This is a genomic window from Photobacterium sp. DNB23_23_1 (genome assembly GCF_052873815.1).
This window is the reverse complement of the sequence record NZ_JBNNXT010000010.1, coordinates 24,034-43,008: the sequence shown is the minus strand read 5'-3', so window position 1 is coordinate 43,008 and position 18,975 is coordinate 24,034. Positions and strand designations below refer to the sequence as shown.

General features: G+C 49.6%; 18 protein-coding genes. 6 read left to right on the top strand and 12 right to left on the bottom strand.

The window, feature by feature from the left end; translation table 11 throughout:
- Positions 1 to 21: 21 nt before the first annotated feature.
- From thiL to ACVA53_RS08700, 3 genes are all read left to right on the top strand, one after another.
- Entirely contained in the window at positions 22 to 993 is a 972-nt protein-coding gene (gene thiL / locus ACVA53_RS08710; protein ID WP_446504910.1) for a thiamine-phosphate kinase, read from the top strand.
- Positions 994 to 996: 3 nt separating this feature from the next.
- The gene (gene pgpA / locus ACVA53_RS08705) at positions 997 to 1,482 is read left to right on the top strand and encodes a phosphatidylglycerophosphatase A (RefSeq protein WP_373689534.1); all 486 of its coding nucleotides are present in this window, start codon (positions 997 to 999) and stop codon (positions 1,480 to 1,482) included.
- A 175-nt stretch (positions 1,483 to 1,657) separates the two neighbouring features.
- Complete coding sequence (locus ACVA53_RS08700) at positions 1,658 to 3,730, top strand: hypothetical protein (protein WP_446504909.1); 2,073 nt, start codon at positions 1,658 to 1,660, stop codon at positions 3,728 to 3,730.
- 128 nt (positions 3,731 to 3,858) lie between these two features.
- Here the strand turns inward: ACVA53_RS08700 and dxs are convergent, their stop codons facing one another.
- From dxs to xseB, 3 genes are read right to left on the bottom strand one after another with little or no spacing between them, the layout of a single operon-like run.
- Positions 3,859 to 5,718, bottom strand: a complete 1,860-nt coding sequence (dxs, locus tag ACVA53_RS08695) for a 1-deoxy-D-xylulose-5-phosphate synthase (RefSeq protein WP_446504908.1) — start codon at positions 5,716 to 5,718, stop codon at positions 3,859 to 3,861.
- A 24-nt stretch (positions 5,719 to 5,742) separates the two neighbouring features.
- The gene (ispA, locus tag ACVA53_RS08690; RefSeq protein ID WP_446504907.1) at positions 5,743 to 6,645 is read right to left on the bottom strand and encodes a (2E,6E)-farnesyl diphosphate synthase; all 903 of its coding nucleotides are present in this window, start codon (positions 6,643 to 6,645) and stop codon (positions 5,743 to 5,745) included.
- Positions 6,638 to 6,880: an exodeoxyribonuclease VII small subunit gene (gene xseB, locus ACVA53_RS08685; protein ID WP_255040680.1), complete on the bottom strand. Its 243-nt coding sequence runs from the start codon at positions 6,878 to 6,880 to the stop codon at positions 6,638 to 6,640. The genes ispA and xseB overlap by 8 nt, the downstream gene beginning before the upstream one ends.
- A 318-nt stretch (positions 6,881 to 7,198) precedes the next feature.
- Between xseB and pomA the strand changes: the two genes are divergently transcribed.
- The 3 genes from pomA to thiI all read left to right on the top strand — a co-directional run bounded on the left by pomA (position 7,199) and on the right by thiI (position 10,568).
- Complete coding sequence (pomA, locus tag ACVA53_RS08680; protein WP_255040731.1) at positions 7,199 to 7,960, top strand: flagellar motor protein PomA; 762 nt, start codon at positions 7,199 to 7,201, stop codon at positions 7,958 to 7,960.
- Between the two features lie 9 nt (positions 7,961 to 7,969).
- Complete coding sequence (locus ACVA53_RS08675; RefSeq protein ID WP_446504906.1) at positions 7,970 to 8,890, top strand: flagellar motor protein MotB; 921 nt, start codon at positions 7,970 to 7,972, stop codon at positions 8,888 to 8,890.
- A 229-nt stretch (positions 8,891 to 9,119) separates the two neighbouring features.
- Positions 9,120 to 10,568 carry a tRNA uracil 4-sulfurtransferase ThiI gene (gene thiI, locus ACVA53_RS08670; protein ID WP_255040682.1) on the top strand — a complete coding sequence of 483 codons (1,449 nt, stop codon included), beginning with the start codon at positions 9,120 to 9,122 and terminating at the stop codon, positions 10,566 to 10,568.
- Positions 10,569 to 10,642: 74 nt separating this feature from the next.
- On the opposite strand, the gene yajL is transcribed toward thiI, so the two are convergent.
- The 9 genes from yajL to ACVA53_RS08625 all read right to left on the bottom strand — a co-directional run bounded on the left by yajL (position 10,643) and on the right by ACVA53_RS08625 (position 18,831).
- Positions 10,643 to 11,266 (bottom strand): protein deglycase YajL, encoded by a 624-nt coding sequence (yajL, locus tag ACVA53_RS08665; protein WP_255040683.1) that lies wholly within the window; start codon positions 11,264 to 11,266, stop codon positions 10,643 to 10,645.
- On the bottom strand, positions 11,256 to 12,170 hold the full coding sequence (panE, locus tag ACVA53_RS08660; RefSeq protein WP_255040684.1) for a 2-dehydropantoate 2-reductase: 915 nt from the start codon (positions 12,168 to 12,170) through the stop codon (positions 11,256 to 11,258). Before panE ends, yajL begins: the two co-directional genes overlap by 11 nt.
- A 104-nt stretch (positions 12,171 to 12,274) precedes the next feature.
- A complete protein-coding gene (locus ACVA53_RS08655; protein ID WP_446504905.1) occupies positions 12,275 to 13,102 on the bottom strand; it encodes a nucleoside-specific channel-forming Tsx family protein in 828 nt (275 codons plus the stop codon).
- Between the two features lie 304 nt (positions 13,103 to 13,406).
- Positions 13,407 to 14,195 carry a nucleoside-specific channel-forming Tsx family protein gene (locus tag ACVA53_RS08650; protein ID WP_446504904.1) on the bottom strand — a complete coding sequence of 263 codons (789 nt, stop codon included), beginning with the start codon at positions 14,193 to 14,195 and terminating at the stop codon, positions 13,407 to 13,409.
- Between the two features lie 358 nt (positions 14,196 to 14,553).
- The gene (locus ACVA53_RS08645) at positions 14,554 to 15,927 is read right to left on the bottom strand and encodes an AmpG family muropeptide MFS transporter (protein WP_255040688.1); all 1,374 of its coding nucleotides are present in this window, start codon (positions 15,925 to 15,927) and stop codon (positions 14,554 to 14,556) included.
- Positions 15,928 to 16,100: 173 nt separating this feature from the next.
- Positions 16,101 to 16,463 carry a hypothetical protein gene (locus ACVA53_RS08640; protein ID WP_446504903.1) on the bottom strand — a complete coding sequence of 121 codons (363 nt, stop codon included), beginning with the start codon at positions 16,461 to 16,463 and terminating at the stop codon, positions 16,101 to 16,103.
- Between the two features lie 48 nt (positions 16,464 to 16,511).
- Complete coding sequence (locus tag ACVA53_RS08635; RefSeq protein WP_446504902.1) at positions 16,512 to 17,066, bottom strand: peptidylprolyl isomerase; 555 nt, start codon at positions 17,064 to 17,066, stop codon at positions 16,512 to 16,514.
- Positions 17,066 to 17,635, bottom strand: coding sequence for a YajG family lipoprotein (locus tag ACVA53_RS08630; RefSeq protein WP_446504901.1), 570 nt, complete (start codon positions 17,633 to 17,635; stop codon positions 17,066 to 17,068). The genes ACVA53_RS08635 and ACVA53_RS08630 overlap by 1 nt, the downstream gene beginning before the upstream one ends.
- A 65-nt stretch (positions 17,636 to 17,700) precedes the next feature.
- Positions 17,701 to 18,831 carry a methyltransferase gene (locus ACVA53_RS08625; protein WP_446504900.1) on the bottom strand — a complete coding sequence of 377 codons (1,131 nt, stop codon included), beginning with the start codon at positions 18,829 to 18,831 and terminating at the stop codon, positions 17,701 to 17,703.
- Positions 18,832 to 18,975: the final 144 nt, after the last annotated feature.

The window sequence follows — 18,975 nt, the reverse complement described above, 5'->3', positions numbered from 1 at the left end:
TCTATCTATAAAAAGAAGAACATGGCAAACGAATTTGATTTGATAGCCCGGTATTTTGAAAACCAGGCAGTGAAACGCAAAGATGTTCCTTTGGCCATTGGTGACGACTGTGCTTTGCTGGAAGTTCCTAATGGTAGCCAACTGGCTGTGAGCACCGATTCCCTGGTGGCAGGAACCCATTTTTTAGCCGATGCTGAACCATCATGGATTGCCCACAAGGCTCTGGCCTCTAACCTCAGTGATCTGGCGGCCATGGGCGCGACCCCTGCCTGGGTATCGCTGGCACTGACCATGCCACAGCCAGATGAAGCTTGGCTAGAAGGGTTCTGCAACGGCTTTTTTGCCTTGGCGGAATACTACAATGTCCAGTTGGTAGGCGGGGACACGACCAAGGGCCCGCTTAGTATTACCTTGACAGTGCATGGCTTTATCCCGACAGGGAAAGCGCTGACCCGCAGTGGTGCTCGGTCTGGCGATTGGATTTACGTGACAGGTAACCTCGGCGATAGCGCTGCGGGTCTGGCGTTGCTTCTTGGCCAGAAAACAGTCAACGATCCTGAATTGGCAGCAACCTTACTTGAGCGGCATCATAAGGCAGAGCCACGCATTCTTGCTGGCCAAGCGCTACGAGGTCTAGCATCTGCGGCGTTAGATATTTCGGATGGCCTGATTAGTGATCTTGGGCATATTCTGAAACGATCTGGGGTGGCAGCCGAAATTGACGTTGATAAACTACCGCTTTCGCCAGAGCTTATCGCCTTCGAACCGGAGCGCGATGCAGCATTGCAGTTGGCCTTGGCGAGTGGTGAAGAGTATGAGCTGTGCTTCACCGTACCGGAGCAGAACAGGGGCGCGGTTGACACGGCCTTGGCTCGCAGTGGCGTAAGGGCAACCTGTATTGGCCAGTTACGGCCGGGACACGGTATTACCTTAGTTCGCGAGCGCCAGCCGCTGAACTGGAAATTGCACGGATATGATCATTTTGCGGAGTAAATTGTGGCAAACCCGAAAGATAAAATTAACCTGAAAAACCCTTGGCATTTCTTGGCTACTGGCTTTGGTAGTGGGCTTTCTCCAGTCATTCCGGGAACCATGGGGACAGTGGCAGCGATCCCGCTATACTTGCTGATGGCACAATTGCCCTTTACTGCTTACCTCGTGATCATTGTGGTCGCTGCTCTTATCGGTATCACCATTTGCCAGAAAACCTCTGATGATATGGGTGCCCATGACCACGGTAGTATTGTCTGGGATGAATTTGTTGGTTTCTGGATCACTATGGCTATTGCCCCAGTGGTGAGCTGGCAGTGGGTGCTGGCGGGCTTTGTTTTGTTCCGTTTCTTCGATATGGTCAAGCCGTGGCCAATCAGCTGGTTGGACAAACACGTTCACGGTGGCTTGGGGATCATGGTTGACGATATCCTAGCGGGTTTTATGGCGATGATTGCCCTTTGGGGCTTGGGCCATTGGTTGGGCTGGTAACCTTACCTACCACACCTTGTGATGAAAGCCGCGCGATTGCGCGGCTTTTTTATTTCTAATTCAGTGGACTAAGCTTTAAGAGGCTAGAGGCTAGAGGCTAGAGGCTAGAGGCTAGAGGCTAGAGGCTAGAGGCTAGAGGCTAGAGGCTAGAGGCTAGAGATAGGGAGATCAGCGGTTGAGTGTACTGAATCGGGTTTATTGGCTTGTTGGGCTTATGTTGTTGTCACCGGTCTGTTTGGCCCAGGTATATCCTTCTACCGGGACGGCGTGGGTGTTGCCCGGCAGCTGGCAAGAGACGGTAATTGACGGCAAGCCTCATACTGCTGACCAGGTGAAAGCGTGGGAAAGTCAGCATGCTGATGTGGTGTTTGGCAGTATGCAGGACCCTGAAATCAACCGCCGGATGAATGCGATGGGATACATGTATGCCCATAAATTTGATTGTCGGCCGAGCAAGCAAGAGGCCTGGCTGAGTCAGCAAGCCTTGAACTCAGGCATGGATGTGGGAGAGGGTTATCTGCACTTTGCCGAAGATACCCAACTAGCAATGGATAAGCCCAATAACGGGTTGGATTACTTGCTCGAAGGACGACCTTATCATTTACTGCTGATCCGAAACGGCCAGTTCTCGACAGCGCGTTTACCCATCAAGGTAGAGCCGGATGATAAATTGGTCATGTTTGCTTCCTATCCGTTTGAGCGATTGTCGGTCAAAGCCGGAGGGGCCCCTGATATTGCTCGGCACGTGACGAACGATGAAGGGAGTGTCGAAAAGTGGCTTCCACTTGATGTGGAGTGGCTCATACAATCTAGAGATGATTTGGCGATCAGGTATGAAGGGCAACTCCAATTGGAGCGAGCATGGCACAGTGCCCAGGCATGGTATCAAGGGCGCCATTTAAACACAGGCGAGCCGGGGCTCGCTGCCGGGCTGCGGGTATGGATGTTAGAGCTTGCTTGGCGAAAACCCACGGAGGTTGAATCGTTGGCTATAACGCCATGGCTTGAGGTAAGCCAGAAGCGCATGTTCATTCCGGGCTGGGATCCTGCCAACGACCTTGATGGTGATGGCTATATTAATCAGCGAGAGTTCTCATCCAGAACCAATCGAAAGGCATCGGCACGCTTTCGCCATCAGGCGAGGCTGATCCCTGCAGGCTATATGTGGCCGGGAACATGCTGGTATCGGGTTAACTTCCTCAATCGTGCGTTCAATAAGCTGCATGCCCAGTGGTATCAAGAAGACTGGCTGCAGCAAGGGCTTTCTGGTGCATACAACGATGATATGGCGAAGCTACTGGGGGAAAATCAGTTCAAGGTCATATCGGGTGGCGAGGTTCGAGAGCTTGCAATGATGGCGGGGAGCAAGCAGGTAGAATACGAGTATGCCAAGCAGCTTGCCGACTTCCTCAAGCAAGTTAAAACGTTAACCGGGACACAGTGGCTGGCTGCTAATATTTCCGAGCTGAATCTTTGGCACTACGCACCCTGGCCGCCAGAACTCAGAGATGTGATCGATGTCTGGTTGCGTGAGCATTACCTGACCCCAGCTATCGGGCTCGATCGCCTACAGCGTTACTGGGATAGTTTTGCGCTCGCGGGCCAGCAGGACAAGAGCCTGATCATGGCCTCCACGAAAGGAGGGCGAAGCCAGTATTCACCGTCGGAGCCTGCGGCATGGCAGCAGGATATCGAAACCGGGCTGACATTGTATTATCTCTTCAATGTCCCCGGGCAGACTTTTTACCATAGTTGGAACCAGAGTTACCGCTATGGTAGTGGCAATACTACGCCTGATAATTGGTATCAGGCCGGTATCGGCAAGAATATCGCCTATCAACCTACGGCAATGCTTAAAGTGGATATCGGCATTCCCGAAGCGGCGCCGGAAGGGGCTGAATTGGTGGTATTTGATGATAAAGGCAAGGAGGCTGACTCTGCTGCAACCAATATTGGTGGTATTCCGCTACAGCCATCTGGGTGGTATTGGCTTCAGCGCAGTGGTTGGTTTGGTGAACTTCCCGAACAGGGTGTCATTGCCCGCCGTTATAGCAAAGGACTCGTTCTTTACCGAGGAGCAAGGGAGCGTAACAATGCGGCGTTTTTTTCAACCGAGCCGCGAGAAGTTATCCTTGACGGCTATTATCAGCAGGTGAACGCTGATGGCAGTCTAGGGCCCGCGGTTAGCCAAGTGTCGCTCAGTGGCTACCAGGGAATGATATTGAAAAGGGCGATAGAGAAAAAATAAATACTGAACCTAATATCAACCGACATAATTTGATCAACTACTTATCCAGACTGGTATAAGAAAGTGCCCCAAACAATAGAACATTGTTTGGGGCACAGAGTCTATACGTAAATCAGTGCGGCTGAGGATTAGTCGATATAAGCGCGGATCTGCTTTTCAATACCTGGACCGTCGATTTCCAGCATTGCATGAAGCTCGGCTTGAGTGCCTTGCTCAATAAAGCGGTCAGGTAGGCCAAGGTTCAATACCGGCTTGAGTACTTTCTGTTTCATCAAGAACTCGTTGACCCCACTGCCAGCACCGCCGGCAATCGCATTTTCTTCAACCGTCACCAACACATCATGGCTGGCGGCCAGTTCAAGGATCAAGGCTTCATCAAGGGGTTTCACAAACCGCATATCGGCAACAGTCGCATTGAGGCTCTCTGCGGCTTCCAGTGCATAGCTCAACATGGTACCGAAGCTGAGGATAGCGACTTTTTCACCTTCGCGGTGAATCATTCCTTTACCGATTGGCAGGGCCGTCATTTCACGCTCAGGCACAATCCCCGTCCCACTGCCGCGAGGGTAGCGAACCGCACTCGGGCCTTGGTGCATGTGGCCGGTGTAGAGCATCTGGCGGCACTCATTTTCATCGCTTGGCGCCATAATCACCATATTTGGAATACAGCGCATAAAGCTGATATCGAAGGCTCCTTGGTGGGTTTGCCCGTCGGCGCCAACCAGGCCGCTCCGGTCGATGGCAAACATCACCGGCAGATCCATAATTGCGATATCGTGGATCAACTGATCATAGCCGCGCTGCAGGAACGTCGAGTAAATTGCCACAACCGGGTGGTAGCCGCCAATGGCCATACCGGTTGCCAGTGTTACAGCATGCTGCTCGGCAATTGCCACATCAAAATACTGTGATGGGTATTCTTTGGAGAAGCGCACCATACCCGACCCTTCACGCATAGCTGGCGTGATAGCCATCAGCTTTTCATCCTGCTCGGCCATGTCACACAACCAGTCGCCAAAGACATTGGAGAAGGTTGGCTGGCTTTTCGCTTTCGGGATTGGATTCTGGTTTAGATCAAACTTAGGTACTGCGTGGTAGTTGATTGGATCCGCTTCGGCAGGGGCGTAGCCTTTGCCTTTCTTGGTCATAATGTGCAGGAACTGCGGGCCTTTGAGGTTACGCATGTTCTTGAGGGTCTTGACCAGCTCCTCGACATCATGGCCGTCGATTGGACCGATGTAGTTGAAGCCAAGCTCTTCGAACATGGTTCCCGGAACAACCATGCCTTTGAGATGCTCTTCGGCACGCTTGACCAACTCTTTGATGGGGGGCGCACCAGCCAGAACTTTTTTACCGCCTTCACGGATAGTGGTATAGAGGTTACCGGACAGCAAACGTGCTAGGTGATTGTTTAGCGCCCCGACATTTTCTGAGATCGACATTTCGTTGTCGTTGAGGATCACCAGCATGTCTGAGTGGACGCCACCTGCGTGATTCATGGCTTCGAAAGCCATACCAGCAGTAATGGCACCATCACCAATGACACTGACAACCTTACGACCCATCCCTTCCTTTTCAGACGCGATAGCCATCCCCAGCCCGGCACTGATTGAGGTGGAAGAGTGGCCGACAGACAGCACATCGTATTCGCTTTCTTCACGCCACGGGAATGGGTGCACCCCGTTCTTTTGGCGGATGGTCGGCATCTGGTCACGACGGCCAGTCAGGATTTTGTGCGGATAGGCCTGATGGCCGACATCCCAAATCAGGTGATCGAACGGTGTGTTGTATACAAAATGCAGTGCGACAGTTAACTCGACAGCACCCAGGCCAGAGGCAAAGTGGCCACTGCTCTGGCTGACTGAATTCAGTAGGTAGGTGCGTAGCTCGTCGCACACTGCTGGCAGGCTTTCTGCAGGCAGCAGGCGTAACTCATCTGGGGTGTTGGCCAACGCCAAATGAGGGTATTTCGAAATATCCAGTGTCATAACATTCACGGCGCTTTGCTGTTTTTAGTTATTGCGCTCGATGACGTATCGGGCAAAAACTTCTAGTTGTTCAGTATTGTAAGGGATTGCACTCAATGCGTGTAGTGCCTGTTGGTACAGTTGCTGAGCTTTTGCCTTGGCGCCATCCAACCCGAGAAGAGCAGGATAGGTACTTTTTTCCAGCTCGATATCCGAACCTTGCGGCTTGCCCAAGGTTTCGGTATCACTTATTACGTCAAGGATATCGTCTTGGACTTGAAACGCCAAACCAATTGCATCGGCATAGGCATTAAGTTGAGGCAAAATGGCAACGCCTTTTTCACCAGCTGCTAATGCGCCAAGGCGGACCGCGCAGCGGATCAGGGCACCGGTTTTGTGACGATGGATGTTTTTAAGCTGTTCAAGGCCGACATGTTTACCTTCTGCATCTAGGTCAAGGGCTTGGCCCATGCACATGCCGCTGGCGCCAGACGCTTTGGCCAGCTCGCGGATCATCGCGACCCGATTGGCTTCACCGTCAGTACCTAGAGAGCCTGAAGCGAGAATATCAAATGCCAAAGTTTGCAGTGCATCACCAGCCAAAATGGCGGTAGCTTCATCAAAGGCTATGTGGCAGGTTGGCTGGCCGCGACGCAGATCATCATCATCCATTGCCGGAAGATCATCGTGGATCAACGAATAAGCGTGGATGCACTCTACCGCCGAAGCTGGCGTATCTAGATCAACAATATCGGCACCTAGCATCTCTCCGGTGACGTAAGTCAGAAATGGACGGGCACGTTTACCACCCAGAAGAGTACCATGTTTCATGGCCTGGATAAGTGGTAGCTCAGCAAAAGGCTGGGCATCAATCCACTGTCCAAGCTGTTGGTTATTGCGTGCTTGATAAAACTGAAGTGATTGCGACAGTGATGGCGTGTTATTCATTATTTGTATCAAACTTGGTCAGGGGAGCTTCGTCATCTGCCTGAAGCAGGATTTCAACGCGCTGTTCGGCTTGGGTCAATTTCTGCTGACTAGTGCGAGCAAGGGCAATGCCGCGTTCGAATTTTTTCAGTGCATCTTCGAGCGCAATGTCTCCGGATTCCAACTCATTGACGATTGCGTCTAGTTCATCCAGTGCGGCTTCAAAGGCCATATTTTCAGGTTTTTTGGCTGCCATAGTGGTGTCATTTCTCTTCTAAGTGCTCGAAAAATAGCGTAGAGCGTAATCTGGGTCAAATTATCTCACAGTAATCTGTGTGGCAAACAGGATTTTTCTTTTTTTCTACTTACAAAGCTAAACCTAAGCAGCAAAGTGCCGATAATAACTTTCAATAACGAAAAATGCTGGTGTTAGCTTCATATTGAGGTCACCTGAAGCACGAATAATGAACGAATGCAGCCCTTTTGGCATTGTGTCTTTGAAAGGTCACAAGGGGCTAGATACAATGTACCGTTCAATACTGATTCACAAGTGCAACGAACTGGAGACTACCAAGTGGATTTGGCGACCCTTATAGGATTAATTGGGGCATTTGCTTTTGTCATTATGGCCATGGTGCTCGGCGGCAGCTTTGGCATGTTCGTTGACACCCAATCGATTCTGATTGTTTTGTGTGGTTCGTTGTTTGTAGCCTTGATGCAATACAGCGTTGGCCAGTTTTTGGGGGCCACCAAAATTGCCGTTAAGGCATTTATGTTCAAGAACGACAATCCGGAAGACTTAATTGCAAAAATTGTCGAGATGGCTGATGCCGCACGTAAAGGCGGTTTCCTCGCGCTTGAAGAAATGGAAGTGGATAATAGTTTCCTGCGCAAAGGCGTCGATTTGCTGGTGGATGGTCATGATGCCGATGTGGTTAGGGCGACACTGCAAAAAGACATCGCCTTGACCAATGAACGTCATGAGCTTGGGATTGGTATCTTCAAAGCGCTTGGCGATGTCGCTCCTGCGATGGGGATGATCGGTACCCTGATCGGTCTGGTGGCCATGCTGTCAAACATGGACGACCCTAAATCAATCGGCCCGGCGATGGCCGTTGCCCTTTTGACAACCTTATATGGTGCCATTATGGCCAACATGGTGATGTTGCCAATAGCGGCAAAATTGGGTCTGCGCAAAGATGAAGAAAAACTTAACCGCCGTCTGATCCTTGATGGGGTGTTGGCTATTCAGGATGGTCAGAATCCCCGGGTTATCGACAGCTACCTGAAGAACTATCTCAACGAGAAAAAACGTACCATTAACGTTGATGATTAAGGAGGGCTGATGGAAGAAGAACATAAATGTCCCCCTCCGGGTCAGCCACAGTGGATGGGCACCTTTGCTGACTTGATGTCGCTGCTGATGTGTTTCTTTGTTCTGTTGTTGTCATTTTCCGAAATGGATGTACTGAAATTCAAGCAGATCGCCGGTTCGATGAAATTCGCCTTTGGTGTACAAAACATGCTGGAAGTGAAAGACATCCCTAAAGGGACCAGTGTGATCGCCCAGGAGTTCCGCCCTGGCAGGCCAGAGCCGACACCGATTGAGGTGATCATGCAGCAGACCATTGATATGACCCAACGGACGTTGGATTTTCATGACGGTGATTCAGACCGTGCCGGCGGCACCAAGCGAGATGCTGGAAAGATGACTGGCGGTCAGAGCGCTGAGGTAGCGACCCAGCAAAATCAGAATAACGAATCGGAAATGACCGAAGCCCAAGAGCAGGTATTGGAAGTGCTAAAGCAAGCCCTGAACCGTGAAATAGACGAAGGGGCAATCGAGGTGGAAAACCTCGGCCAGCAAGTGGTGATTCGGGTTAAGGAAAAAGGGGCCTTCCCTGAAGGTTCGGCATTCCTACAACCCAAATTCCGTCCATTGATCCGACAGGTTGCTGATTTGGTGAAAGATGTTCCCGGGGGAATCAGGATCAGTGGCCATACCGACAACCAGAAACTGGACTCCGAGCTCTACCGCTCCAATTGGGATTTATCTGCCCAGCGGGCAGTGTCGGTGGCTCAGGAAATGGAGCAGGTTGAAGGGTTTGATCCCCAGCGTCTGCGTGTGGTTGGGCTGGCTGGTACCCAGCCTCTGAATGAGAATGCTACACCGGACGAGCGCAAAGCCAACCGGCGGGTAGAAATTTCCATCATGCAAGGCGAACCTCACTACAGTGAAGAAATCTCTAGCCGAAGTGCTCAGTAAGCCATGTTTGACGTGATTTTACAGGCCGTCTCCTTAGTAGGAGGCGGTCTTTGTTTTATCCGTCGTTAAGCAACTGCCTAACGACAAATGAAAATATGCCTACACTATATTTAAGCACCTTGAAGTTACTTAGATATAATATCCTTGTTTCAGCAACAGCCTGCTTGCTGTATAATCCGCGCCTTTCAGCCTTTTTGGTATTGTTTGGCCCAGTGTAGCGAAGCGTGTTATGAAATTTATTGTTAAACCCCATCCTGAGATTTTCGTAAAGAGTGAATCTGTACGTAAGCGTTTTACCAGAATCTTAGAATGTAACATTCGCATTATCCTTCAGCGTTCATGTGAGTCTATTGCGGTGATCAATCGCCGCAGCCATATTGAAGTGGTGCCAAAAGACGACAGCCAGCGTGAAGCGATACTGACCGTCTTGACCCAGACTCCGGGGATCCACCATGTGCTGGAAGTTAAGCAGACTGACTTCACCGATTTGCACGACATCTACGAGCAGACTCTCGCACATGTTGGTAACACTCTAGAAGGCAAAACCTTCTGTGTTCGTGCCAAACGTACCGGTAAGCATGATTTTACTTCGATCGAGCTTGAGCGCTATGTGGGCGGTGGACTCAACCAAGCTGTTGAGTCGGCGTCGGTGAAGCTGAAGAACCCGGATATGACTGTCCGTGTCGAAGTGCAAAATGAGAAGCTGAACCAGATCCTTGCCCGCCATAAAGGTTTGGGTGGTTTCCCGTTGGGCACTCAGGAAGACGTATTGAGCTTGATTTCTGGTGGCTTTGACTCTGGTGTTTCAAGTTATCTTCACATCAAGCGCGGCAGTAAAGTGCATTATTGCTTCTTCAACTTGGGCGGCCCAGCTCATGAAATCGGTGTAAAGCAGGTTTCTCACTTCTTGTGGAAGAAGTATGGCTCATCCGCTAAAGTGAAGTTTATTGCGATCGACTTCGAACCTGTTGTTGGCGAAATCCTTGAAAACATTGATGACGGCCAGATGGGCGTTGTGCTTAAACGTATGTTCATGCGTGCTGCAGGTATGGTTGCTGAGCGTTTTGGTATTCAAGCATTAGTGACTGGTGAAGCTTTGGGTCAGGTATCGAGCCAGACTCTGACTAACCTGCGCCATATTGATAACGTGACCGATACGCTGATCCTGCGTCCGCTGATCAACTGGGACAAAGAAGACATCATCGATGTTGCCCGTAAAATCGGTACCGAAGATTTTGCCAAGACTATGCCGGAATTCTGCGGTGTGATCTCCAAGAGCCCGACGGTGAAAGCGGTATTGCATAAGCTGGAAACCGAGGAAGCGAAGTTCGATTACACTGTTCTAGAGCGAGTGGTTTCTGAGGCGCGTGTGATTGATATCCGAGATATTGAGAAAGAAAGCCAAGAGCAGGCTCCGGAAATCGAGCTGGTAGACCAGATCGAAACGGACGCTGTGGTACTGGATATCCGTAGCCCGGATGAAGAAGACGAGAACCCGCTTGAGCTCGGCAATGTCGATGTGAAGCACCTTCCGTTCTACAAACTGGCGACCCAGTTTGGTGACTTGCCGCAGGATAAAACCTATCTGCTGTACTGTGACCGTGGTGTCATGAGTCGCCTACAGGCGCTTTACCTGAAAGAGAACGGCTTTGACAACGTGAAGGTCTACCGTCCTTAAATCAGTAAAAACTGTATGTATAAAAACGAGAGCCTTGGCTCTCGTTTTTTTATGTCGGTAGTTTTATGTTTTACCTATTTTCTTGGTAACACCGTGTAGTGCATGTTCGGCCATACCACCATTGGCTCTGCAACCTCGGCCGACTTTTCCTTGCCGGCAAGGTGGTTGATGATTTCAAACGCAAACTCCATTGCGGTGCCCGGCCCTTGGCTGGTTAGCAAGCGGTTGTTGACATCATAGACCACGCGTTTGGTGCGAAGACGCTCTGCCGGAATACGGTCATGGAAGCTAGGGTGCGATGTCATCAGGGCTTCAGGGTAGAGCTGGTGGTGTTCAAGCACAAGGGCTGGAGCAGCACATATAGCCGCAACTAACTTACCATCGTATTTGTGCTGTTTGACAAACTCAACCAACAGCGGGCTGTCACGAAAGCATTCCGCCCCGCCAAGCCCACCGGGAAGTACCACACAGTCAAACGGTTCATCGGCAATATTGACCAAGGCTGTATCGGCAACCAGTTTGATCCCTCGCGAGCCTTCCATGATCAACGCCCCGTCGGACGCAGCGCTGGCCGTCGTTACCGAAAAATTGGCGCGAACCAACATGTCGATAGTCGTGATGGCTTCTATCTCTTCCGTTCCTGGTGCAATGCATACAGCGACCTTGATAGGGTTCGGGCTGGTGCTGTCATTGGTCATGGTATTTTCTCTCCAATTCTTTTATAGCCTGCCACAGGCGATGGTTGTGAGGGGCTTCAATGTTATGTGTTGCCGCCCGGGCAATGAGATACCCGCTAATATAGTCGATTTCTGTCTGCCTTTGATGGCAAACATCCTGATTCATGGAAGAAAAATTGTCAGCCGTTGCATTTATTACCGTATCGACCCGTTGTCTGAGCACTGAGGCGGTAACTGGGTATCCCTCTGCGGACATAACCAAAGCGACTTCTTGGCAAATAGCGTCTAGTTCGGTATCGAATTCTGACCTTGCCAGTTTGCCGTTCTTGCAAAGATGAAGTGCTGTCAGCGGGTTGATAGCACAGTTAATAGCCAATTTGTTCCATAACGGTTGGTTAATATCGTCCTCCCATTGGCAAGGGGGCAGGGCATCATCAAGTAAGTGTGCCAGTTGCTGGTGCTGGATGCCGTGTGGCGTAATGCTTCCCAGCAGGGTAGGGCCAATACCTGTGTGGTGCACTTCATCCTGACTAGGGCGGAAAGCGGCTTGGGCGGTGGTGGCATAAATGATCGGGTTGTTGGGCAGTAGGTCCAATACGGTTTGCTGGCTACCCATGCCGTTGTGCATGATCACTACTGCAGTCTCGGGATTCAGGTGCGGTTTGATCGCTTGAATGGCGGCACCGACCTGAAAGGCTTTGACGGTGGCTAACACCAGATCACTGCTCGCCAATAAAGGGGGTTGGTTAGCCTCAAACAGAGAGGTGGATTTCGGTGTGAGCTTGGCAGTCGCATCAGTGCCTGTTAGGTGAATAGCTAACTTTTGGTGATTGTCGCGCGTCCAGAAATGGACGTTGTGTTGATTAGCGAGTTTGCAGCCCCATAGCCTACCGACGGCACCGGCTCCTAGAATGGTGATGTTCACAATTTGCTTCCGTGTATTGGATGACTATGTCGGGATAATAACACCGTTAAAGCGGGGAAGAAGAGATTTAGTCCGCTCCTCCCTGAGCGGATAAAGGTGTGGCTTTAGAATTTATAGGTGACAGAGAAGTAATGACTAATACCAGTGGACTCGAAGCTACTGGTATCTTCTATGAGGTAAACATCATTATAGAGTTTGAAGCCATAGCCCACGGCATAACGGTCAGAATGCCAGTAGAAGCCGTTGAACATTACCCCCCCATGGTTGGCTTGTGAATTACCCTTGAAGGTGTCATCGGCTGCAAACTGATAATCGATGTAGCCTTGGTAGGCAATAAAGCTATCATTGGGGAACGTATAAAAGGGTTTGAACCAGTTAGTTGATAACTGCAGGCCGTTCCAGTCTTTGTTGTTAATATCATAGAGGCCATAAAGGTTGAGGCCGACTTTGCCAAACCAAGGAACCTGAACGTCTGAGCCTATGCCCCAGAAGGAGTTGTTGACCGGGGGAAAATCACTTTCTTTGGTATAGCCACCATCCCAATTGAACAAGGTGGCGATGTAAAATTCTTGGAATGGCCCGATTGAAAGATCTCTTTTGGTCATGGCATCAAGGGAAAGCCGAGGGGCAAATTTCATAAAGATTTTAACCCCGTCATTCTTATCGCTGGCATCGTGATCGGTTAAATCAAAAACATCAACGTAACCATAAAGGTCAAAGATACCGGAGCGTCCGCCGAATTCCATCTCCAAATAATCATGACCGGAATGTGCGTCAGGTGATCTTGGGAGCTCTTCAAGGGCGTACATGAGATTGAATTGAAGCCATTTATAGTCGTTTTTATGGATATCATCTGAATAATCGACAGCAAAGCTGACAGTTGGCAGCATTGCTGCTGCGCTGATACTTAAAGCGGTCAGGGTTTTATGCATGATAGTGTCTCGCTAGCCATTTGCCATTGCTTATGGGCACTGAACGACCATGTTGTCTGGCGTAGTCCAGTGTTAAGTAAAGGTTAGCGGATTAGTGCTTTGGGAGCGGCCTGTATTGCAACTACGGCAAGGTTCTTGCGTGCGGAAATCTTATTGCTGGAAAAATGTGCCAAAAATGAATAACAAAGACAGGGTGTCTCGAAAGTAATTTCTATCTTAGATTTGAGAGGGGAAGTTCGGGGTAATGCAAAAGTCATAAAAAAAGCACCCGAAGGTGCTTTTTGTCAGTTACGAGAGCAGTAACTTAGAATTTGTAACCAAGGCTGAAGTAATGGCTAATGCCGCTTGACTTAAAGCCACTTGAGTCTTTGATACCGTATACGTCTTTGTACGCTTTTAGGCCGTAACCCACAGAGTAGCGGTCAGAGTGCCAGTAGATACCGTTGAACATTGCACCGCCGTTGCTTGCTGATGCGTACTCATCTTCCATACCGAATTGGTAATCAATGTAACCTTGGTAAGAGATGAACGTACCGTTGTCTAGGAAATAGAAAGGCTTGAACCAGTTGGTAGAAATCTGGAAGCCGTTCCAATCTTTAACGTCCATGTCATAAGTACCGTATAGGTTAAGGCCGATTTTGCCCAACCATGGAACCATCACATCAGAACCCAGACCAACTTTGTAGTTGTTGCCGCCGTCTGTATTACCATCCCAAGTCAACTCACTTGCAACGTATAGCTCTTGAACTGGGCCGAAAGAAAGGTCTTTGCCTGTTAGTGCATCAAGAGACATACGTGGTGCAAGCTTCATGAAGATTTTTGCATCAGCGTCTGCTTTGTCGCTGCTTGAATCATTAGTTAGGTTGAAAACGTCAACGTAACCGTATAGGTCGAAGATACCAGAACGACCGCCGAATTCCATCTCTAGGTAATCGTGAGTAGATTCGCCTGGTAGTTCGTCAACCGCCATCATCAGGTTGAACTGAGACCAGCTGTAGTCGTTTTTGTGGATATCGTCAGAGTAATCAGCCGCATTAACTGCTGGAACAGCAGAGGCAGCTAGAACGCTTAGTGCTACTAGTGATTTACGCATGGGGTGAACTCTCGCTAATTGTGTTTTAAGACCGGACTTTTGGCTGTCCGTGTTCTGTTGGCGGAGAGTGTATTGTTTTATGTCACCTTTGTGAATGTAACGATTGCGCAATCCTTTGCTAAATGTGATCTCGATCGACTGTAATCGATTTCAAGCTGAAGAAAAAGTGATCTTTAGCGTGTTTTTTGTGCGTTTTAAAGTAAATTGTCTGAACTAAGTGTGAAGAGGGTACTCTAAGCGCGGTTTTGCTATCTCAAATGGGGATGAAAAGTGCAGAAAATAAAAAAGGAAGTATTTCTGCTCAACAGAATACTTCCTTTAGGCGCTACCGAATATTAGGGGAGGCGCAATTGTGTTGCTAGTCGTTCTTTGTGCTGAAGCTGGTACTGTGCTTGTTGACGATGTAGATCAACCCCAGTACTGGCAGACCGATAAGGGCGGTGGTGAGGAAAAAGATGTTGTATCCGTACATGTCGACATACAAGCCTGAGAAACCGGCAATGAATTTCGGGAACAACAGCATGATGGAACTGAACAACGCGTATTGTGTGGCAGAGAAAGCCACATTGGTCAGGCTCGACATGAAGGTAATGAAAGCGGCAGTCGCTATGCCGGCACTGAGGTTATCCAGTGAAATGACCAAGGTCAGCATCGGTAGGCTATTGCCGATATAGCTAAATACCATGAAGGCCAAATTGGTGAGAGCAGCGAGCACTGCCCCCAAGGCAAGAATGCGCATGGTGGAGTATTTGCTGACCAAGATCCCGCCAAGGCCGGCCCCTAATAGTGTCATGATAACGCCATAGATTTTTGACACCGAGGCCACCTCGGTTTTGGTAAAGCCCATATCGACGTAGAAGGCATTGGCCATCACACCCATGACGACATCGGAAATCCGGTAGCAACTGATAAGGGCCAGGATCAGCAGGGCTTGTTTACCATAGCGATCGAAGAAATCCTTAAATGGCATCACAGCGGCGGCATAGAACCAAGCGATGAGCCTTGCCTTGCGCGGTGAGGTCCCTTTGGCTATGAGGCTTTGGCGGAATTCTTTCTCGACATTATCGATGGCTGAGCTATCAATGGTCGGCTCATGAATACATAGTGCAGTAATAAGACCGACCGACATCAGGCTTGCCATAATAAAATAGGCATACTTCCAGCCTTCTGGATCGTAGCCGGTATTCGAACCAAACCAAGCAGCAAATGCCAGTGCCCCAGCTCCCGCCATGATCATTGCGAGACGATAACCGGTCATGTAGGCAGCAGCGAGTGCCGCCTGTAATCGCTCGGAAGCTAATTCAATGCGATAAGCATCAATTACAATGTCTTGTGACGCCGAAGAAAAAGCGACGATGACGGCAAAAATAGCCAATTGAACCAAGTCGCCCTGTGGATTGCTGACCGCCATTCCGATCAGGGAGCCAATGATCAGTAGCTGCGAGAAGATCATCCAGCCTCGGCGTCTTCCTAGCAGTGATGACAAGATCGGAATTGGGAAGCGGTCGATAAGCGGTGACCAGATCCATTTAAAGCCGTAGGCCAGTGCCACCCAGCTGAAAAAACCGATATCGGTGCGACTCACTTCGGCTTCCCGAAGCCAGAAAGATAAGGTCCCAAATACCAGTAGCAAAGGCAGGCCGGAAGAGAAGCCCAGTGCCAACATGATCAGGACTTTTTTCTCTAGATATACTCGCCAGCCAAGTTTTTCATTTTCAATCGATTGCTCCATGGATCCCTCAGGTATTTCTGAATTAGCAGCCAGTAGTATATACAGGTATACCCGCAAGCTACCGAGTAATTAAGTAAAAATACAGTAAAAGGTGGTGGCAAAGTATGAAACTTGTATATCTCTGAAACACGGCTGGGTGAGACGAGGGAAAGGAGTGACGGCAGGACGGTAGATTATGGACGAATACCCTGCATTTTTTCCTGCCGTTCACCGATCCCGAGCAGAAACTGTGCAGCCGAAGCTACTTTGTATTGCAAGAAGTTATTGCCCAGCAATTCATGCTCTTCCAGCGATTCCAGTAAGTGGACTAAGTACCAGTAGGTAGACTCGTAGTGATCGTCTGGGGAGCCAGAAGGGACAGAGAGCAGCCACCATTCATGAAGATGTTCGGTGATGGTCGTTTTCATGGCGTCATAATTGACGTCGCCGTTAATCGTCCCCAAGGCACTGAGTGCAATCGCCGGAGCATGGTCGGCAATATGCTGGCTGATTAACTCAGCATGGGTTGCATGATTGGAAGAGACAAGTTTGAGCATAGCAGTCACCTGATCACAAACTAATGATCAGGTGACATTAGCTTGTGTCTAATTTTTAATAATATTGATACTTTCAATAACTATAGGCTGCTCAGGAACATCTTTCATACCCATAGAGCGGATAGTTGCCGTGGGAATTTCGGTCATTTTTTCAATAACTGGGAAGCCGCTCACAACTTTGCCAAATACCGCATAACCCGGGCGGCTGCCTTGTGCATCTAAGAAGGTATTATTTTGGTAGTTGATATAAAACTGGCGAGTTGCTGAGTCCGGATCTTGGGTGCGGGCCATCGCGACCGTGGCTTTGGCATTGCTTAGGCCATTGGTGGACTCATTCTTAATAGGCTCATAGCCTGAACGACGTTTGAGATCTTTGTCAAAACCACCGCCTTGGGCCATAAAACCCGGGATAACACGGTGAAAAATCGTTCCTTCATAGCTGCCATCCTCCACATAACGAAGGAAGTTTTCGCTCGAAATCGGGGCTTTTTCTTGTTCAAGTTCAATGACGAACTCACCCAGGTTAGTTGTGACCGAAACTTGGGTGGCAGCACTGACCGGAATTGCCAGGCAAAGTAATAGGGTAGATAGCAAGCGACGCATTATAGGTTCTCCTGCATATAAGCATTTAACTCAGGATCAGCATAGATGTCTTTAAGTACCGCTGTGATTAAATTGTTCATTGACTGTTCCATATCCTCAACCGATGCGCTCATTGCACCATTGCGGGCCGATTTGCCGGAATAGCGTTTAACAAATTTACCTTTTGGCGTTTCCACGACAAGTTGCAGCTGGAGCTTGCTGCTCAGTTCGTGGCTTACTACGCTGTGCTTGACGTTGACCATCGCTTCAAGGATATCAAGGCGCAAGGTCCCCTCGCTGTCTTCAGCAATGGTATAGCCTTGGGCGGTCAACTGACGTGATAGCGCACCTTCCATTGTGGTACGGAGGTTTTCGTTGCTGTGTAGCGGCTGAACATTTTCACGGCCATTATCGACAACCGCAATGAATTGCGCCGTACGAAGATCGCGGCTATCGAGATTAATGCTCTTGCCTTGTACCAGAGGTTGTGAGGCGATCACCGGTTCCGGGCTGATGGACAGCTGAGGCTCAGACGGGGTAGAACAGGCCGTCAGGGCAAGCACGGAGGCAGCAACAAGAAGCTTCTTCATAGTCATTCTATCCTTGGGTATAGGCGGGGGCTGCGCAAGCTCCCCGTAAAAAGTGATATTGTAATTTACTTATCTGATTGATAAACGACAAATTTGTTATTTTGGGCTATGACGGTGACATTGCCAAATAAACGTTTGAGTTTTCCACCGTATCCCAGGTGGCGGTTACCAATAACAATCAGCTTGCCGCTACCGCGCAGCACATGCTTGGCGTCGCAAAACATTTGCCAAGCAATATGGTCAGTGATAGCCGCCTGCTGGTGGAAGGGAGGGTTGCACAAGACTAAATCGGCGCTCTGGGCTGGAAAGTTGTCTAGGCAGTTGTTGACTCTCGCTGTCAGTTGCGATGGATTATCAAGGTTTGCCTCCGCGTTCATGCGGGCAGATGCGGCAGCCATGTAGCTCTCATCGACACATACCACATTTGCCTGTGGGTTGAGGCGAGCAGCCTTGATGCCAATCACACCATTGCCACAACCGAGATCGACGATGTCCTGATATTGATTGCCACTTGGGATATGCTCGAGCAGCAGGCGGGCACCGATATCTAAGCTATCACTGGAAAATACATTGGCATGGTTGCTCAATGTGATGTCATGCTCTGGGACACCCCATTGCTGCGGAGCCGGTAGTGGCTGGGCAAGTGTAGGATTGGCTTGGCAGAAAATTAACCGAGATTTTTTCACGGCTAGCGAGGTTTTGGTTTCGCCGAGGTGTTTTTCGAACAGCTTCAAGGTCGAGGAATGGATATCTCTCGCTTTGGCTGCTGCAATCACCGTACAGTCAGCAGGCAGTAATTGGCAAAGCTTTTGTAACTGCCATACCAGAAAGCGGTTGTTTTTTGGCAACTTCATCAAAACCAGTTGTGGTTTTTCTGGTAACTCCGCGAGGCCGTCGATGATGTTTACTTCAGGAAGCTGATTCTCTGCAAGGTTGGCCATACAGCCTTGTGCTGATATAAATGAATCAGTGACGGTTGTGACCTTACCGTCGTTGGCAAACCAGCAGCTAAGTGCCCCGAAGCTATCGTTCAGGATCAGGATCGGACGCGCTGGGTCGAGGGTGATATCAGCCTCTTTGACATGGTTGATCAGGTACTCGTCTGCTGCGTCCCATGCCTGCAGGGTTTCGGTGTTCCTTACTGGGTATCGCTGTAGAATCAGCGTACGCTCATGAAGGGTTAGCTCTGGTTTCATTAACGGTTACTTTACGGTATGTTTACTCATTGACTGGTATTTTCGCAAAACCAGCCACTACTTAAAACACATTTTATGTCAGTCTTTATAGATTAATAGCCGAGAAAACCCAGTGATCAGCTTCGCTGTCGCTGGGATGAATCG

Bases quoted from the DNA above. Each gene is read 5' to 3' on its own strand.
- ispA (WP_446504907.1), bottom strand. From the start codon at position 6,645: ATGAATAACACGCCATCACTGTCGCAATCACTTCAGTTTTATCAAGCA.
- ACVA53_RS08625 (WP_446504900.1), bottom strand. From the start codon at position 18,831: ATGAAACCAGAGCTAACCCTTCATGAGCGTACGCTGATTCTACAGCGA.
- ACVA53_RS08645 (WP_255040688.1), bottom strand. From the start codon at position 15,927: ATGGAGCAATCGATTGAAAATGAAAAACTTGGCTGGCGAGTATATCTA.
- ACVA53_RS08655 (WP_446504905.1), bottom strand. From the start codon at position 13,102: ATGCATAAAACCCTGACCGCTTTAAGTATCAGCGCAGCAGCAATGCTG.
- thiI (WP_255040682.1), top strand. From the start codon at position 9,120: ATGAAATTTATTGTTAAACCCCATCCTGAGATTTTCGTAAAGAGTGAA.
- dxs (WP_446504908.1), bottom strand. From the start codon at position 5,718: ATGACACTGGATATTTCGAAATACCCTCATTTGGCGTTGGCCAACACC.
- ACVA53_RS08635 (WP_446504902.1), bottom strand. From the start codon at position 17,066: ATGCGTCGCTTGCTATCTACCCTATTACTTTGCCTGGCAATTCCGGTC.
- ACVA53_RS08675 (WP_446504906.1), top strand. From the start codon at position 7,970: ATGGAAGAAGAACATAAATGTCCCCCTCCGGGTCAGCCACAGTGGATG.
- thiL (WP_446504910.1), top strand. From the start codon at position 22: ATGGCAAACGAATTTGATTTGATAGCCCGGTATTTTGAAAACCAGGCA.
- ACVA53_RS08650 (WP_446504904.1), bottom strand. From the start codon at position 14,195: ATGCGTAAATCACTAGTAGCACTAAGCGTTCTAGCTGCCTCTGCTGTT.
- xseB (WP_255040680.1), bottom strand. From the start codon at position 6,880: ATGGCAGCCAAAAAACCTGAAAATATGGCCTTTGAAGCCGCACTGGAT.
- yajL (WP_255040683.1), bottom strand. From the start codon at position 11,266: ATGACCAATGACAGCACCAGCCCGAACCCTATCAAGGTCGCTGTATGC.
- ACVA53_RS08630 (WP_446504901.1), bottom strand. From the start codon at position 17,635: ATGAAGAAGCTTCTTGTTGCTGCCTCCGTGCTTGCCCTGACGGCCTGT.
- ACVA53_RS08640 (WP_446504903.1), bottom strand. From the start codon at position 16,463: ATGCTCAAACTTGTCTCTTCCAATCATGCAACCCATGCTGAGTTAATC.